This window comes from Brevundimonas poindexterae (genome assembly GCF_020524625.1).
Lineage (GTDB): Bacteria > Pseudomonadota > Alphaproteobacteria > Caulobacterales > Caulobacteraceae > Brevundimonas > Brevundimonas poindexterae_A.
In genome coordinates, this window is record NZ_JAIVLL010000001.1 from 359023 (window position 1) to 373358 (window position 14336).

Here is a 14336-nt window from a genome sequence, read left to right on the forward strand (position 1 = left end):
CCTTGCCTTCACTCGCCGCCGATGCCCTGCTGATCGGGGTCGTGTATGCCATCGCGCTTGCGCTGCTGCGGGCGTCGTATCAGCGTAGTGGACGGGTCTGGGTGCTGCGCCACTGCATCGTCGTCCCGAACGCGCGCCGGCCGTCGCAGCGGGCCTGGGTCGAGGGATGGATCGGCGAGGCCGTCATCCTGACCCTCGCCGCCGCAGCCAGTCTGATCATCGCCTATTTCACCCCGGATATTTCACTGGTCGGCCTGCTGACCCGCTGGTGGTGGCAGGCCCTGCTGGCCACCCTGATCGTGGTGGCCGTCGTGCAGATCTACTCCACGACGGTCATCCGCGCTGCCGTGCTGGAAGGGCGGAAGGCGGTCTATTGCAAGCGCCTGCGGGCGGCCTATGCGACCTATAATTTCTACAGCGTCTGCCTGTTCGGGGTCGGCGCCATGGTTCTGCTGATGCTGGCGGCCCAGTATCTGAGCGATGCGGCGGCTTTCCGGGCCGAGGCACGGGTGATCTCCGATGTCTTCGATCTGGCGCGCATGGCCGCCCTGTCGGGTACGGAGCCGGACGCGTCGTTACAGGGCCGGTACGTCGAGGCGATGACGCTGGCCGAGACCGGCTTTGGCCGCATCGCGCTGGCCGCCAAGCTGCTGCAGAGCCAGTTCAATCCGCTGTTCGTGTTCGCCGGCCTGCTGATCGGGATCAATATGCTGATCAACTTCACGCCGCTGAAGCACATGTTCATGGGCGAGGCCGTGCTGATGACCGCCATCTTCACCTATGGCCCGCTCGCCATCATCGGCCTGTTCGCCCTGGCGGTTTACATGGGCTCGTACGAGACGCTGATGGAGGGCGTACTGGCCAATGTGCGGGCCTTCACGCCGCCACCCGGGCTCGGCGACTGGGAGATTGCCCAGCGCCACTCCGAAATGGTGGCCGAGCTGGCCAACTCCATCAACCTGTTTGGCTTCGTGCGGATGATCGCGGGCGAAGGCGGCGGCTTTGCCATCCTCGCCTGGGGCGTGCAGTTCGCGCTCGACAAGATTTCGGACAAGAAGGAGGCCGTGCCGGTCCGCCTGCCGAATGCCCGGTTCCGTCCCAATGCGGGTTAGGGCCGCCGTCGCCACCGCCGTGGTCTTCTGCGCGGGGCTGATCGCGGTGCATGCCTGTTCGGCGCCGCTGAAAGACGCTACGCCCCGCCCCTTCCCTGCCCATCCGGAGTGGCCGCAGTCCATGGACACCATCAGCGTCATCACCTGGAACCTGGGCTATAGCGGACTGGGACGGGGGTCGGACTTCTTCGCCGACGGCGGTCGCTCGTACCTGCCGCCGGGGCCGGGCACGACGCGCGAGTCGGCCGATGCGATCGCGGCCTGGCTGGGCGACAGCGATGCGGATGTGATCCTGACCCAGGAGAACGCCCGGGCCAGCGTGGTCAACTACTGGACCGATCTGAAGGGCCGCACGGACCGGGCGCTGGCGGACTATCAGGCGCAGTTCCACGACGACTTCCGCACCCGCTATCTGCCGCCGCCGCTCAGGATCAGTAACGGGATGGCGACCTATGTGCGCCATGGGCGGGTCCGGTCCGAGATCTGGCCCATGCCCAGCGACGGCGACCCCTATGACGGCCTGATCCGGCGTCGCTACGGGGCGCTGGCCACCTATGTCGAGGGGCCCGGCGGGTGCTGGGTGATGGTCAATCTGCATACCTCGGCCTTTGACGAGGGCGGCGCCCTGCGCAAGCGTCAGGTGGCCGCCGTGCTGGAGCGCGCAAGCGAGGCGCACGGCCAGGGGTGGCGTGTGGTGATCGGGGGCGACTTCAACCTGCGCCTCGTGGAGACCGCCTTCCCGCACACGACCGAGGATCAGTATCTGGACTGGATCCACGACTTTCCGGACGAGGTTCTGCCTGAGGGCTGGCGGATCGCCGCGGACGCCTCGGTGCCCAGCGTGAGGACCAATGAGCGCCCCTTCGAGGCGGGTCAGAACTATACGACGGTGATCGACGGCTTCCTTGTCTCGCCTGGCGTCGAGGTGGTGTCGGTCGCGGGAACGCCCATGGGCTTTCGCCATTCCGACCACCAGCCGGTGCGGGCGGTGTTCAGGAGCGCCGAGATGCCGGGTGCGGCGGTCTGTAGCGAGGCGCCCTGAACGGCATCAGGGTCAGCAGGCTTGACCCCCTGACGATTTGGCGGCTCCAATCGCATCAGGAGGAGGCTCGCCATGATCCGTCGCATCATCCCTGCCCTGTTCGGCGCCCTCGTGCTGCTGGGCACAGGCGCCTCGCCGGCTGCGGCCGAGCCGGAGACGGGGTTCGAGGGCTGGGCCTCGGCCATCGTCGCCGCCGACTGGCGCACCAGCCGCGGTACGCCGATCCAGGCCTTTGACAATGCCCGGCGCGATCTGGTGGCCGGCTTTACCGCAGTCGGCTTCGACCGGGCCGATATGGTCGACTTCAGCCTCCGCCCTGACGTGCCGAATCCGACCGGGGGTGACGAGGCCCTCGCCGCGATCACGGAAGTGACAGGCCGGGCCACGAAGGGGTGCTTCCTCTATTTCACCTCGCACGGCTCGCCACGCGGGATCGTGTTCGGCCCGGACCGGATGATCAGCCCCGTGCTGATGGACCGGCTGGTCGATGGCTGGTGCGGCGAGCGGCCCACGGTGGTGGTCGTCTCGGCCTGTTTCTCGGGGGTGTTCGCCGATCAGCTGGCGGCCCCGAACCGGATGATCATGACGGCGGCGCGGCGGGATCGCTCCTCGTTCGGCTGTTCCGAGGACGCCACCTATCCCTATTTCGACGGCTGTGTGCTGGAGAGCCTGCCGACGGCGCCGGACTTCCTCGCCCTGGCCGATCAGGCCGCCCTGTGCGTCGAGCGGCGCGAGCAGGAGGAAGGCCTGAGCCCCGCCTCCGGCCCGCAGACCGTGGTCGGGGTCGAGCTTGCCCCCCTGCTGAGCACCACCTACGCCTTTCGTCGCTGACCGCATCTTCCCGCTTGCCATAACCGGCCAGCCGTGGAACATATGCAGAACATAGAGGCAGGAGGGACGACATGCTCGAGGGCGGATGCCACTGTGGGGCAGTGCGGTACAAGACGGACGGCAAGGTCGAGCATCACGCGCTCTGCCATTGCATCGACTGCAGGAAGTCAGCGGGCGCGCCGGCGGTCAGCTGGTGTCTGGTGCCGACCGACAGTCTGACGATCACCGGCGAAACGCGGACCTACGCCTCGTCCGAGCATGGGCGGCGGTCGTTCTGCGTCACCTGTGGAACGGGCCTGTTCTATACGAATGAGGTCATTTTCCCGGGCATGACCGACATTCAGGGGGCCACGCTGGATAACCCGGACGTCCTGCCGATTCAGGCCCAGATCCAGACGGCCGAGCGCATCGGCTGGATGGCGACCCTGGATCAGCTGCCGGCGTTCGAGCGCTATCCGCCGATCGGGCCGGACGCCTGAGCCTTGCCTCGGTCATGTATCCATTCCAACCTGCCCTGATCTGTGGGGAGGTCTTCATGCTGAAGCGCGTTTTGCCTGTCTTTGCCGCACTGAGTCTGGGGGGATGTGCCTCCGATATGCAGGCGGGTGACCCTTTTGCCGATATGTTCGGCGGCGTTCCTGAAGCGCGGGCGGCACGGGTCGCAGCCGTAGTTGCGTCCCACCCTCTCGGTACGGAGCAGAACCCCGTGCGGGTCAACATGCCTGCCGGGCAAAGGAGCTACCTGGGCCGCCTGCGCTGCGCCGATGGAAAGACCCCGACGTTTCACCGTCTCGGGAGTGCCGGCGACGGGCCCTATGGCACCATCATTGACGGATACCAGGTCGACTGCCCCGGCTCACAACCGGCCAGCAATGTGATCTTCCTCGATATGTATCACCCCAATCACTACGAGACCGAGGCCCCGCCCGGATATACGATCGTCCCCTAGGTCAGGGCCTGGGAAAGACCCGGATGACGATGCGTTCGCGCTCGCCCTCGTGGCGCTGGACCAGCAGGCGCGCGACCTGGGCGTCGTCGTGGAACAGATAGCCCTTGATCGCGTCCAGCAAGGCCTTGGCCAGATTGTCGAGGTCCATGTGCGGGGGCTCGCCCACATGCTCCATGTCGATCTCGACGACGTGGTCGCCCCATGAGGGGCGGGCGCCGCGCCATTCCTTGCGCATGAACTCATAGACGAGCGGCTTGTAGTATTTGGCCTGGGTGGTCAGGCCGTCGATGGTGATCTCGACCCCCTGCCCGGCCTCGCGCGCCCGGACCTTCCCCGTGCCGATCCAGTCCGGACTCACGGGAAGCAGGGCGCCGGCAGGTCGCCGACCAGACTGGCGGACAGGATACGCACCGGCGGCGTCAGCTGTTCCTCGGCATTCGCAGGACTGCGGTGGATCGCGTGCACAAGATCCATACCGGCCGTCACATGACCGAAGGCGGCAAAGCCCTGGCCATCCGGGTTGCGCGCGCCGCCATAGTCGAGGCTGGGCGCGTCCTCGACCACGATGAAGAGGCTGGAGGTCGCCGTGTCGGGCCCGTCGCGCGCCATGGAGATGGTCCCCGCCAGATGGCTGAGGCCCGTGTCGCGGGTGCGCTCAAGGCTGACCGGCGGGTTGAGGTCATCGTCCGACCCGCGTGGGGTGGCCGCCTGGATGACGCTGATCGGATTGGGGTTGGCGTTGGTCTCGGCGACGACGGTGCGGAAGAAGCTGCCCCCCTCGTAGTGGCCGTCGGTGACGTAGGACAGGAAGTTGCAGACCGTCAGCGGGGCCTTGTCCGTCGCCAGCTCAAGCGAGATGACGCCGCGCTCGGTGACCAGATCGACGCGCACCGGATCGCCGACCGGCCGGGCTTCCGTCGCACAGGCCGCGAGGGCCATGGCGGCGACCGGAATCAGGGACAGAATTCGCATCAGGTCCTCCGCATGTGAGGGCCGCTTGCCCCCCTGACGCTTCGTGCTACACCCGCGCCCATCCAGGCGCCAAGCCCGATCCCTCTCCGCTGCCGGAAAGCTGTCCATGTCCGATACCCAGAAGCCCCGCGTCGAAACCGATACCTTTGGCCCGATCGATGTGCCCGCCAGCCGCTACTGGGGCGCGCAGGCGCAGCGCAGCCTGGGCAATTTCAAGATCGGATGGGAGACGCAGCCCCTGCCGGTCGTGCGCGCGCTGGGCATCGTCAAGAAGGCCGCCGCCGAGACCAATATGGCGCTGGGCAAGCTGGACCCGAAACTGGGCAACACCATCGTCAAGGCCGCCGATGAGGTGATCGAGGGCAAGCTGAACGACCACTTCCCGCTGGTGGTCTGGCAGACCGGCTCGGGCACCCAGTCGAACATGAACGCCAATGAGGTGATCTCGAACCGCGCCATCGAGATGCTGGGCGGCGAGATGGGATCCAAGGCCCCCGTTCACCCGAACGACCATGTGAACATGAGCCAGTCGTCGAACGACACCTATCCGACGGCCATGCACATCGCCTGTGCCGAGGAGGTGGTGCACCGCCTGCTGCCGGCCCTGCAGACCCTGCACAACGCCCTGAACGACAAGGCCCAGGCGTGGAAGGACATCATCAAGATCGGCCGCACCCACACCCAGGACGCCACGCCCATTACGCTGGGGCAGGAGTTCAGCGGCTATACCCAGCAGATCGCCAAGGGGATTGAGCGGATCAAGGGCACCCTGCCCGACCTGATGCAGCTGGCGCAGGGCGGCACGGCCGTCGGCACCGGCCTGTCGGCACCCGTCGGATTCGCCGAAGGCGTGGCCGACAAGATCGCCCAGATCACCGGCCTGCCCTTCACCTCGGCGCCGAACAAGTTCGAGGCCCTGGCCGCGCACGACGCCATGGTCATGACCCACGGCGCGATCAACACGGTCGCCATGTCGTGCTTCAAGATCGCCAACGACATCCGCTTCCTCGGCTCGGGCCCGCGCTCGGGTCTGGGCGAGCTGGCCCTGCCGGAGAACGAGCCCGGCTCCTCGATCATGCCGGGCAAGGTCAATCCGACCCAGTGCGAGGCCCTGACCCAGGTGTGCGCCCACATCCACGGCAACAATGCCGCCATCGGCTTTGCCGGGTCGCAGGGGCATTTCGAGCTGAATGTCTACAATCCGATGATGGCCTACAACTTCCTGCAGTCGGTGCGGCTGCTGGCGGATGCGGCGGTCAGCTTCACCGATAACTGCGTGGTCGGTATCGAGCCCCGTCTCGACAACATCGAGCGGGGGCTGAAAAACTCGCTGATGCTGGTGACGCCGCTCAAGGAAAAGTACGGCTACGACCTGGCCGCCAAGGTGGCCAAGACCGCGCACAAGAACGGCACGACGCTGCGCGAGGAAGCCATCGCCCTCGGCATCCCGGGCGAGGACTTCGACGCCCTCGTGCGGCCCGAGACGATGATCGCGCCGGGCTGAGGGACGACGACGGTTAGTCGACGACCGTCGTTTCGGGCCGGTCGCCGCCGTCCGACACTTCGCGGTGCCATTGGCCGGAGGAGTCCTCCCAGCTGATGGTGCGGGTCTGGCCGCCGACCTGCTGTTCGGCGGCGGCGGTGCGGGCCGCCTTCAGCGCCGCGTCGTGGTCAAGGAAGGTCTCGGACCAGGTCTCGCCGACCTGATAAGCCCAGCCGCCGTCGTGCTGGACGATCTTGTAGATGACTTCGGTCATGTGGTGTTCCCGGGTTGATTTGACTTCAGATAGGCAGAAGGCCCCGCCTGTAAAAGCGGGGCCCTCGTCAATCGCTGCGACTGGCCGACCTATTGTTTGTCGGTCCAGCGGTCCTTGGCCTGGTCCTCGGTGAGGTTCAGGTGGACATGCTCGTCGACACGCGAGACCCACTCGGTGGGGATCATGCGGTGCTTGAACCCGGTATCGAAATCCAGCTTGGCCAGTTCGATCTGATCGCCCTTCACATGGTCGACGCGACCGATGCGACCGCCGTCCGAGGCGATGACGTCCATATGTTCCTTGATGGCTTCCAGCATGGTGTTTCTCCCTGTCTGTTGGATGTGATCCATAAACGGGAAGACGCTGGAGGCCGTTGCATACGGCAGCGCTGAGGGCGCCTCAGGGCTTGTCGCGGATGGTCCGTCCGACCGGGGCCAGGGCCAGCTTGGCCAGCTCGAGGTCCTTGAGCGCGAAGGGGATGCCGATGATGGTGATCGCCTCGGCGAAGGCCGCGATCAGGTGGCTGAGCGCGATGTACCAGCCGGCGAAGATGAACCAGACGACGTTCAGCACCACGCCCACCGGGCCGGCGCCGATGTCGGTTGCGTCCGGCTCGCGCCACACGACCTCACGACCGAACGGCCAGAGGGTGTAGGCGCCGATCCGCCAGGCCGCGAAGGTCCACGGCAGGCCGACGATGGTGAGGGCAAGAATAGCGCCCCCGACGAACCAGCCGATAGCCGAGATCAGACCACCGAAGATCAGCCAGAGAACGTTGAGAACAAGTCGAATGAGGTCCATGCGCCAACCATAGAAGACGACCGGGCGCCTACCGAGTGAATTTCCTGACATCCTGATGTAGGCTTTGCGGCATGGCCGAGATCATCAACCTGAACCGGGTGCGTAAGGCACGTGCGAGGGACGAGGCCCGCGCCGACGCCGAGGCGAACCGCGCCCGCCATGGTCGCACCCGGGCCGAACGCGAAGCGGCCGGGAAGGCCCGCGACACGGCAGCCCGCCATCTGGACGGCCACAGGCGCGAGCCGGACGATGAGTGATCCGCGCAAGGACAAGCGGGTCCGCCACGGTCTGGTCCCCCTGCTGGTCGCGCTGCGACTGGAGGCGAAACGACGCGCGCAGAAGGAGGGGAAGCCGCCCCCGGACGACGAACCCGACGACGATCACCGCTGAGGCTTCGTCCCTCTAGCTGACCTTGGGCGCGCGGATCAGCAGCACCTGTCCGGCCAACACCAGCGCCAGACCGGCGAAGGCCGGCAGGCCGAACCGGGCCCCCTCGAACATGACCGACACCAGCATGGCGATGGGCGGCGTCAGGGCCGAGATGTAGCTGGCGAGGCCATAGCCCCGGCTGCGCGCGATGGTGAAATAGATGACGAAGGCCACCACCGACCCCATCAGCGACAGATAGAGCAGTGATCCGACGTAGGCGAAGGACGGCTCGATCCGCCACTCGACCCCCTGCGTCAGGCCGAACAGGGCCAGCATGGCGGTGCCATAGGCCATCGCCCATGCGGTGGCGGGCATGACGGCGGCGCCGGCCACCTGTCCCCGCCAGGCGAAATAGTTTCCGAGGGCCGAGCTGAGCACGGCGATGCAGGCCATGCCGACGCCCAATCCGGCGGCACTGGTCATGGAGCTGCCGAGGATTTCGCTGCCGGACAGGACGGCCACGCCCACCAGTCCGAGCGCCGACCCAACCCAGGCCAGACGCGAGGCCTTCTGCCCCGCCACCAGACGGAACAGCACCAGATTGACGAAGGCCAATCCCGCGAAGATGACGGCCACGACGGCCGAGGGCACGCGCTCTTCCGAGGCATAGACGAAGCCATAGGAGAGGGCGAAGACGAAAGCCCCCTGCCCCAGCGCCGCCAGATGCTGGACCCGGTTCAACCGGACCCGGCGGCGGGTCGCGAGGCAGAAGGCGAACAGCACCAGCGCCGCCAGTCCGAACCGCCAGACCACCGAGACAGTTGGCGCAACCGGACCCAGTTGCAGGGTGATGGCGTACCAGGTCGTGCCCCAGATCAGCGCGCAGACAGCGATCCCGGCGACCAGCCAGCGCCCACCGAGCATCGGGGATGAAGGAGACGACACGGCACAATCCCTGCAGCGAAACGGAGGCGGAGCCATGCGCCGATTTCCCCGCCATGGCGAGGCCCGCTCGCCTTCGCGACAGTCAAATCGCGTTCCAGTGCGTGACACGGCGCCGCAACAGGTCGGATTTGCGGCAACGCTTGGAGCGCTCGTTCATTGTGGTCCTGAACGATTGCGGACATCCGGGGCGGAATGGAACATCAGGGACTGGTACTGGCGGCCATCGGTGTGCTGGGCATTGGCGCGCAGTGGGTCGCGTGGCGGACCGGCTGGCCGGCCATCGCCCTGATGCTGCTGGCCGGGATCATCGGTGGACCGCTGACCGGATTTATCCAGCCCGAGCGGGATTTCGGCCATCTGCTGGAGCCGATCATCTCGCTGGCGGTCGCCATCATCCTGTTCGAGGGCGGGCTGAACCTGAACTTCCGCGAGCTCCGCCACTCCGAGGGCGCCGTGCCACGGCTGGTGTTTCTGGGCGTTCCGATCGCCTGGGTGCTGGGGACCCTGGCCTGCTACTATGTCGCCGGGCTGATCTGGCCGGTCGCCATCCTGTTCGCCGGCATTCTGGTGGTGACGGGTCCGACCGTCATCCTGCCCCTGCTGCGACAGACCAATCTGGCGCAAAGACCCCGGGCGATCCTGAAGTGGGAAGCCATCGTCAATGACCCGCTGGGTGCGCTGTGCGCCGTGCTGACCTATGAGGTGCTGCACCGGGCCGGGGAAGGTGACACCGTCGCGGGTGTGGTCATCTCCCTGCTGTTGGCGTCGCTGGTCGCCTGTCTGATCGGCTGGGGCGCGGCCCGGATCATCGCCTGGGCCTTTCCGCGCGGCTACGTTCCCGAGTTCCTGAAGTCACCGATCCTGCTGATCGCCGTGATCGGCGTGTTCGTGGGCGCCAATATGATCCAGGAAGAATCGGGCCTGCTGACCGTGACGGTGATGGGGGTGGCGCTCGCCAATATGAAACTGGCCAGCTTCCGCGACTTCATGCACTTCAAGGAAAACATCACCGTCCTGCTGGTGTCGGGCGTGTTCGTGATGCTGTCGGCCTCGTTGAACCTCGAGGTCCTGCGCCAGTTTGAATGGCGTTTCCTCGCCTTCCTGATCGTGTTGCTGTTCGTCGTGCGTCCGGCCACCGTTCTGCTCAGTCTGGCCTTCAGCCGGGTGCCCTTCCGCGAGCAGCTGTTCATCGGCTGGATCGCCCCGCGCGGGATCGTGGCCGTGGCCATCAGCGGCCTGTTTGCCCTGAAGCTGGGAGAGCTGGGCTATGCCGACGGCAGCACGCTGGTGACCCTGTCCTTCGCCGTGGTGATCGTCACCATCCTGGCCCACAGCTTCACCGCCAAACTGGCCGCACGCTGGCTGGGGGTGACAGGCAAGGGTGACAAGGGGGTGCTGATCGTCGGCACCACGCCGTGGAGCCTGTCGCTGGCGCAGCTGCTGCAATCGCTGAAGATCCCGGTGCTGATCGCCGACACCAGCTGGCAGCGCCTGGCCGCCGCGCGCCAGATGGGCATGCCGGTCTTCCACGGAGAAATCCTGTCGGAGGTGACCGAGGACCACGTCGACATGAGCCAGTTCCAGGCCCTGGTCGCGACCACGGACAACGAGGCCTACAATGCCCTGGTCTGCAACGAACTGGCGCCCGAGGTGGGCCGCCATGCCGTCTTCCAGCTGGGCGACACCTCCGAGGACAATCCGCGCGCCCTGCCCCCGGCCCTGCGGGGCCGGACCCTGTTTGCCTCGGGCCTCGGTGTCGAGGAGATCGAGCGGCGCGAGCGGTCCGGCTGGGACTTCCGCAAAACGCGGCTAAGCGAAAAATACGGTCTGGAGGACGCCCGCAAGGAGCTGCCGGACGAGGCCGAAATTTTGGTGCTGGTGAGGGACGGCGGTAAGCTGCACTTCTTCAGTCATGCATCGCGGCCCAAGCCGCAACCCGGCGATACGGTGGTGTCCTATGCGCCGCCGCGTGAAACCGCCAAGGCCCGGGCGAAGAAAACCCCGCCCCCGAAAGGAGACGAAGGCATGATCCCGATCCCTTCGCCGTCAGGCGCATGAACCGGACCGTTCCCCTGCTGATCGGACTGGGACTGGCGACCGCCGCCTGTCAGGAGCCGTCCGAGCCCGCCACCGACCCGGTCGCCGAGGCGCCGCCGCCGGCGGAGCCGGCCGAGGCCGAGCCCCGTGGGTCGATCATGCGGCCCGATGTGCTGGCCGAGCTTGAGGCGCCCCCTGCCCCGGTGCCTCCGCCCGTGGAAGGGCAGGTGCTGTTCGGTCTGGGCGAAACCGGCCTGAGCAACGAGGCGCGCGCCGTGCTGGACGCCCTGATCGAGGGCAAGGACCTGACGGAGCCGATGTGGCACCTGACCCTGACCGGCCGCACGGACGCCAGCGGCGACCCGGAGGTCAATCAGCGGCTGGCACGGGAGCGCGCCGAGTCGGTCCGCGACTATCTGGTCGAAAAGGGCATTCCGGCGGGTCGCATCGAGGTCGTGGCTGCAGGCGCGCCCGAACCTGGCCAGGAACGTCCTGCCAATCCCATGCAGAACCGCCGCGTCGACATCCGGGCCGAGGCGCGGGCAGCGGAAGACTAGACGTCCTGGGGACATGCCCGACTGAGCGGGATGCGCTAGGCTGGGCGTATGTTGAAGAAGAAGTCCGTGCTGCTGGCCGGCCATGCCACCTCCATCGCGCTCGAGCCCGAGTTCTGGGCCGTGCTGGAAGGGCGCGCCACGCGCGACGGGATCAGCCTCGCCGCCTTGCTCAAACAGATCGACGCGAGCCGGGGCCGAAGGCCGCTGGCCTCGGCCTGTCGGGTGGCGGCTCTTCAGTGGGTGACGCAGACCGCCCACGAAAAAGGGCAGGCCGCCCGAGGCGACCTGCCCTGATCGTCAAATCGCGCAGGCCTACTGCGAGGGTGTGACGTCCGGGGCCGAAACCTCGGGCAGGTTCACATCGACGTTGACGTCCTTCTTCTGGGTACCCATGCCGCCCGCGAAGACGAAATAGGCCACGATCGCCAGTACGACGACCACGCCGCCGACGATGAAGGCCAGCCCGGCATTTCCGCCGCCGCCGTTGTTGCCACCCGAGTTGTTCGATTGATCCGACATACGCATCCTCCTGTTTGATCTGCTCAGCCAAACGGGACCGAACGGCACAGGTTCCCGAACCCACAGCGCCGCTGGCCTTGGCGCCGGGCAGTTCCTATTATGTTTCGCTCATGACCGAATCCGCCTCCCTGCCCTCGCCCCGCATCTCCGACCTCGCGCGCGCCGCCGCGCCGGTGCCGGACTATCTCGCGGGCCTGAACCCGGAACAGCGCGAAGCGGTGGAGACGACCGAAGGGCCGGTTCTGGTGCTGGCGGGCGCCGGCACGGGCAAGACGCGGGTGCTGACCACGCGGCTGGCGCACATTTTGGCGACCGGGAAGGCACGCCCGTGGGAGTTGCTGGCCGTCACCTTCACCAACAAGGCGGCGCGCGAGATGCGCGAGCGGATCACCCACCTGATCGGTCCGTCGGCCGAGGGGCTGCGCTGGCTGGGCACCTTCCACTCGATCGCCGCCCAGATCCTGAGACGTCATGCCGAGCTGGTGGGCCTGCGCTCCAGCTTCACCATCCTGGACACCGATGATCAGGAGCGGCTGCTGAAGCAGTTGATGGAGGCCGAGGGCATCGACACGAAGCGCTGGACCCCGCGCACTCTGTCCGGCTTGGTCGATCACTGGAAGAACCGCGGCTGGACGCCCGCCAAACTGCCCGCGACCGAGGATTTCGCCGACGGCAAGGCCAAGACGCTCTATGCCGCCTATCAGAACCGCCTGCAGACGCTGAACGCCTGCGACTTTGGCGACCTGCTACTGCACAACCTCACAATCCTGTCCGAACATGCTGATATCGCAGAGGAATACCGGCGCCGGTTTCGCTACATCCTGGTCGACGAATATCAGGACACCAATGTCGCCCAGTACCTGTGGCTGAGGCTGCTGACGTCCTCGACCGGCAATGTCTGTTGCGTGGGCGACGATGACCAGTCGATCTATGGCTGGCGCGGGGCCGAGGTGGACAACATCCTACGCTTCGAACGCGATTTTCCCGGCGCCAAGCTGGTGCGGCTGGAGCGCAATTACCGGTCGACCGGCAATATCCTGGGGGCAGCCTCGGGTCTGATCGCCGGCAACCGGGGACGACTGGGCAAGACCCTCTGGACCGAGGACGACGGCGGCGAAAAGGTCCGCGTGCGCGGCGTCTGGGACGGCGAGGCCGAGGCCCGGCTGATCGCTGACGAGATCGAGACAGCCAAGACCACCGGCATGAAATACAAGGACATGGCCGTTCTTGTTCGCGCGTCGCATCAGATGCGAGCGTTCGAGGAACGCTTCGTCATGCTGGCCATCCCCTACACCGTCATCGGTGGCCCCCGCTTCTTCGAACGCGCCGAAATCCGCGACGCCCACGCCTATCTGCGGCTGATCCAGTCCGAGGACGACGACCTCGCCTTCGAGCGGATCGTCAATGTGCCCAAGCGCGGCATCGGCGACACTTCGGTCCAGAAGATCCTGCAGCTGGCGCGTACCGCGGGCATCTCGGCCATGGCGGCCGTCCACCGGCTGATCGAATCGGACGAACTACAGGCCCGCACCCGGACCGCGCTCGCCGGGTTCGCCCGCGACCTGCACCGCTGGCGCACCCTGGCCGCCGACACGCCCCACCCCCAGCTGGCCGAGACCGTGCTGGAGGAGAGTGGCTACACCGATATGCAGAAGGCCGACCGCCTGACCGGCCAGACGCGGCTGGATAATCTCAAGGAACTGGTCCAGGCCATGCAGGCCTTCGACACCCTGCAGGCCTATCTGGAGCATGTGTCGCTGGTCATGGACATGGAGCGGGCCTCGGGCGACGACTCGGTCCAGATCATGACCCTGCATGGCGCCAAGGGGCTGGAGTTCCCGCTGGTGTTCCTGCCCGGCTGGGAGGAAGGCGTCTTCCCCAGCCAGCGCAGCATCGACGAGAAGGGCGAAAAGGGCCTCGAGGAGGAACGCCGGCTGGCCTATGTCGGCCTGACCCGCGCGCGCCGCGATGCCCGCATCAGCTTTGCCGCCAACCGGCAGGTCTATGGCCGCTGGACCGCCCAGATGCCCAGCCGCTTCGTCGACGAACTGCCGATCGAGAACGTCCAGCCGGAAAGCGAGACCGGCTATTACGGGGCCGCCCCCAGCGCCCGCCAGGTCCAGGATCGCTGGTCAGAGGACAAGACCTTTGGCGGCGGCTATGACAGCCCCGGCTGGAAGCGCGCCCAGCAGCGCAGCGCCACCGGCTCGGCCCACCGCAGCCCGCCCATCGAGGGCGTCAGCCGCCGCGTCGAGCACCCCACCACCGCAGCCCCCACCGGCCAGTGGAGCCGGGGCGAGCGCGTGTTTCACCAGAAGTTCGGCTATGGTCGCATCCAGGGCGTCGAGGGCAACAAGCTACGCGTCGCCTTCGACAAGGCCGGCGAGAAGAAGGTGATCGACAGCTTCGTCGAAAAGGCCTGACCGCAGAGGGTCGGCCACGGCC

General features: G+C 66.8%; 19 protein-coding genes. 12 read left to right on the forward strand and 7 right to left on the reverse strand.

Annotation, left to right across the window (positions count from 1 at the left end; translation table 11 throughout):
* Positions 1-2 precede the first annotated feature (2 nt).
* The 5 genes from LC068_RS01895 (at position 3) to LC068_RS01915 (ending at position 3934) form a co-directional block, all read left to right on the forward strand.
* Positions 3-1112 (forward strand): hypothetical protein, encoded by a 1110-nt coding sequence (locus LC068_RS01895; RefSeq protein WP_226634072.1) that lies wholly within the window; start codon positions 3-5, stop codon positions 1110-1112.
* A complete protein-coding gene (locus LC068_RS01900; RefSeq protein ID WP_226634075.1) occupies positions 1102-2154 on the forward strand; it encodes an endonuclease/exonuclease/phosphatase family protein in 1053 nt (350 codons plus the stop codon). Before LC068_RS01895 ends, LC068_RS01900 begins: the two co-directional genes overlap by 11 nt.
* A gap of 72 nt (positions 2155-2226) precedes the next feature.
* Positions 2227-2985, forward strand: coding sequence for a C13 family peptidase (locus tag LC068_RS01905; RefSeq protein ID WP_226634077.1), 759 nt, complete (start codon positions 2227-2229; stop codon positions 2983-2985).
* A 71-nt stretch (positions 2986-3056) separates the two neighbouring features.
* Positions 3057-3464, forward strand: a complete 408-nt coding sequence (locus LC068_RS01910; RefSeq protein WP_226634079.1) for a GFA family protein — start codon at positions 3057-3059, stop codon at positions 3462-3464.
* A 56-nt stretch (positions 3465-3520) separates the two neighbouring features.
* On the forward strand, positions 3521-3934 hold the full coding sequence (locus tag LC068_RS01915) for a hypothetical protein (protein ID WP_226634080.1): 414 nt from the start codon (positions 3521-3523) through the stop codon (positions 3932-3934).
* A gap of 1 nt (position 3935) precedes the next feature.
* Here LC068_RS01915 and LC068_RS01920 read toward each other — a convergent pair whose 3' ends face one another.
* Together LC068_RS01920 and LC068_RS01925 are read right to left on the reverse strand one after the other, a co-directional pair.
* Positions 3936-4301, reverse strand: a complete 366-nt coding sequence (locus LC068_RS01920; RefSeq protein ID WP_226635431.1) for a RusA family crossover junction endodeoxyribonuclease — start codon at positions 4299-4301, stop codon at positions 3936-3938.
* Positions 4289-4906, reverse strand: a complete 618-nt coding sequence (locus tag LC068_RS01925) for a peptidylprolyl isomerase (RefSeq protein ID WP_226634081.1) — start codon at positions 4904-4906, stop codon at positions 4289-4291. The genes LC068_RS01920 and LC068_RS01925 overlap by 13 nt, the downstream gene beginning before the upstream one ends.
* 106 nt (positions 4907-5012) lie before the next feature.
* Between LC068_RS01925 and fumC the strand changes: the two genes are divergently transcribed.
* A complete protein-coding gene (gene fumC / locus LC068_RS01930) occupies positions 5013-6410 on the forward strand; it encodes a class II fumarate hydratase (RefSeq protein WP_226634082.1) in 1398 nt (465 codons plus the stop codon).
* A 13-nt stretch (positions 6411-6423) separates the two neighbouring features.
* On the opposite strand, the gene LC068_RS01935 is transcribed toward fumC, so the two are convergent.
* The 3 genes from LC068_RS01935 to LC068_RS01945 form a co-directional block, all read right to left on the reverse strand.
* Positions 6424-6663 carry a hypothetical protein gene (locus LC068_RS01935; RefSeq protein WP_226634083.1) on the reverse strand — a complete coding sequence of 80 codons (240 nt, stop codon included), beginning with the start codon at positions 6661-6663 and terminating at the stop codon, positions 6424-6426.
* Between the two features lie 89 nt (positions 6664-6752).
* Positions 6753-6980, reverse strand: coding sequence for a DUF2171 domain-containing protein (locus tag LC068_RS01940; protein ID WP_209117493.1), 228 nt, complete (start codon positions 6978-6980; stop codon positions 6753-6755).
* Between the two features lie 82 nt (positions 6981-7062).
* On the reverse strand, positions 7063-7464 hold the full coding sequence (locus LC068_RS01945) for a YccF domain-containing protein (protein WP_226634084.1): 402 nt from the start codon (positions 7462-7464) through the stop codon (positions 7063-7065).
* Between the two features lie 71 nt (positions 7465-7535).
* Here LC068_RS01945 and LC068_RS01950 point away from each other — a divergent pair, with 71 nt between their 5' ends.
* Together LC068_RS01950 and LC068_RS01955 are read left to right on the forward strand one after the other, a co-directional pair.
* Positions 7536-7721 (forward strand): DUF4169 family protein, encoded by a 186-nt coding sequence (locus tag LC068_RS01950; protein ID WP_226634086.1) that lies wholly within the window; start codon positions 7536-7538, stop codon positions 7719-7721.
* Positions 7714-7854 carry a hypothetical protein gene (locus LC068_RS01955; RefSeq protein WP_226634088.1) on the forward strand — a complete coding sequence of 47 codons (141 nt, stop codon included), beginning with the start codon at positions 7714-7716 and terminating at the stop codon, positions 7852-7854. Before LC068_RS01950 ends, LC068_RS01955 begins: the two co-directional genes overlap by 8 nt.
* Before the next feature lie 12 nt (positions 7855-7866).
* Here the strand turns inward: LC068_RS01955 and LC068_RS01960 are convergent, their stop codons facing one another.
* Positions 7867-8778, reverse strand: coding sequence for a DMT family transporter (locus LC068_RS01960; RefSeq protein WP_226634089.1), 912 nt, complete (start codon positions 8776-8778; stop codon positions 7867-7869).
* A 192-nt stretch (positions 8779-8970) separates the two neighbouring features.
* On the opposite strand from LC068_RS01960, the gene LC068_RS01965 reads away from it, so the two are divergent.
* The 3 genes from LC068_RS01965 to LC068_RS01975 are packed head-to-tail and all read left to right on the forward strand — an operon-like array spanning position 8971 to position 11666.
* Positions 8971-10836, forward strand: coding sequence for a cation:proton antiporter (locus LC068_RS01965; protein ID WP_226634090.1), 1866 nt, complete (start codon positions 8971-8973; stop codon positions 10834-10836).
* Positions 10833-11372: an OmpA family protein gene (locus LC068_RS01970; protein WP_226634091.1), complete on the forward strand. Its 540-nt coding sequence runs from the start codon at positions 10833-10835 to the stop codon at positions 11370-11372. The genes LC068_RS01965 and LC068_RS01970 overlap by 4 nt, the downstream gene beginning before the upstream one ends.
* A 48-nt stretch (positions 11373-11420) precedes the next feature.
* Positions 11421-11666 carry a ribbon-helix-helix domain-containing protein gene (locus tag LC068_RS01975; RefSeq protein ID WP_226634092.1) on the forward strand — a complete coding sequence of 82 codons (246 nt, stop codon included), beginning with the start codon at positions 11421-11423 and terminating at the stop codon, positions 11664-11666.
* 18 nt (positions 11667-11684) lie between these two features.
* Here the strand turns inward: LC068_RS01975 and LC068_RS01980 are convergent, their stop codons facing one another.
* The gene (locus tag LC068_RS01980) at positions 11685-11891 is read right to left on the reverse strand and encodes a hypothetical protein (protein WP_226634094.1); all 207 of its coding nucleotides are present in this window, start codon (positions 11889-11891) and stop codon (positions 11685-11687) included.
* A gap of 110 nt (positions 11892-12001) precedes the next feature.
* On the opposite strand from LC068_RS01980, the gene LC068_RS01985 reads away from it, so the two are divergent.
* Entirely contained in the window at positions 12002-14314 is a 2313-nt protein-coding gene (locus LC068_RS01985; protein ID WP_226634096.1) for an ATP-dependent helicase, read from the forward strand.
* Positions 14315-14336: the final 22 nt, after the last annotated feature.

What these genes read in the sequence shown, in the direction of transcription:
- LC068_RS01900 (WP_226634075.1), top strand. Translation starts at nt 1,102, where the DNA reads ATGCGGGTTAGGGCCGCCGTCGCCACCGCCGTGGTCTTCTGCGCGGGG.
- LC068_RS01905 (WP_226634077.1), top strand. Translation starts at nt 2,227, where the DNA reads ATGATCCGTCGCATCATCCCTGCCCTGTTCGGCGCCCTCGTGCTGCTG.
- LC068_RS01910 (WP_226634079.1), top strand. Translation starts at nt 3,057, where the DNA reads ATGCTCGAGGGCGGATGCCACTGTGGGGCAGTGCGGTACAAGACGGAC.
- LC068_RS01915 (WP_226634080.1), top strand. Translation starts at nt 3,521, where the DNA reads ATGCTGAAGCGCGTTTTGCCTGTCTTTGCCGCACTGAGTCTGGGGGGA.
- LC068_RS01925 (WP_226634081.1), bottom strand. Translation starts at nt 4,906, where the DNA reads ATGCGAATTCTGTCCCTGATTCCGGTCGCCGCCATGGCCCTCGCGGCC.
- fumC (WP_226634082.1), top strand. Translation starts at nt 5,013, where the DNA reads ATGTCCGATACCCAGAAGCCCCGCGTCGAAACCGATACCTTTGGCCCG.
- LC068_RS01935 (WP_226634083.1), bottom strand. Translation starts at nt 6,663, where the DNA reads ATGACCGAAGTCATCTACAAGATCGTCCAGCACGACGGCGGCTGGGCT.
- LC068_RS01940 (WP_209117493.1), bottom strand. Translation starts at nt 6,980, where the DNA reads ATGCTGGAAGCCATCAAGGAACATATGGACGTCATCGCCTCGGACGGC.
- LC068_RS01945 (WP_226634084.1), bottom strand. Translation starts at nt 7,464, where the DNA reads ATGGACCTCATTCGACTTGTTCTCAACGTTCTCTGGCTGATCTTCGGT.
- LC068_RS01950 (WP_226634086.1), top strand. Translation starts at nt 7,536, where the DNA reads ATGGCCGAGATCATCAACCTGAACCGGGTGCGTAAGGCACGTGCGAGG.
- LC068_RS01955 (WP_226634088.1), top strand. Translation starts at nt 7,714, where the DNA reads ATGAGTGATCCGCGCAAGGACAAGCGGGTCCGCCACGGTCTGGTCCCC.
- LC068_RS01965 (WP_226634090.1), top strand. Translation starts at nt 8,971, where the DNA reads ATGGAACATCAGGGACTGGTACTGGCGGCCATCGGTGTGCTGGGCATT.
- LC068_RS01970 (WP_226634091.1), top strand. Translation starts at nt 10,833, where the DNA reads ATGAACCGGACCGTTCCCCTGCTGATCGGACTGGGACTGGCGACCGCC.
- LC068_RS01975 (WP_226634092.1), top strand. Translation starts at nt 11,421, where the DNA reads ATGTTGAAGAAGAAGTCCGTGCTGCTGGCCGGCCATGCCACCTCCATC.
- LC068_RS01980 (WP_226634094.1), bottom strand. Translation starts at nt 11,891, where the DNA reads ATGTCGGATCAATCGAACAACTCGGGTGGCAACAACGGCGGCGGCGGA.
- LC068_RS01985 (WP_226634096.1), top strand. Translation starts at nt 12,002, where the DNA reads ATGACCGAATCCGCCTCCCTGCCCTCGCCCCGCATCTCCGACCTCGCG.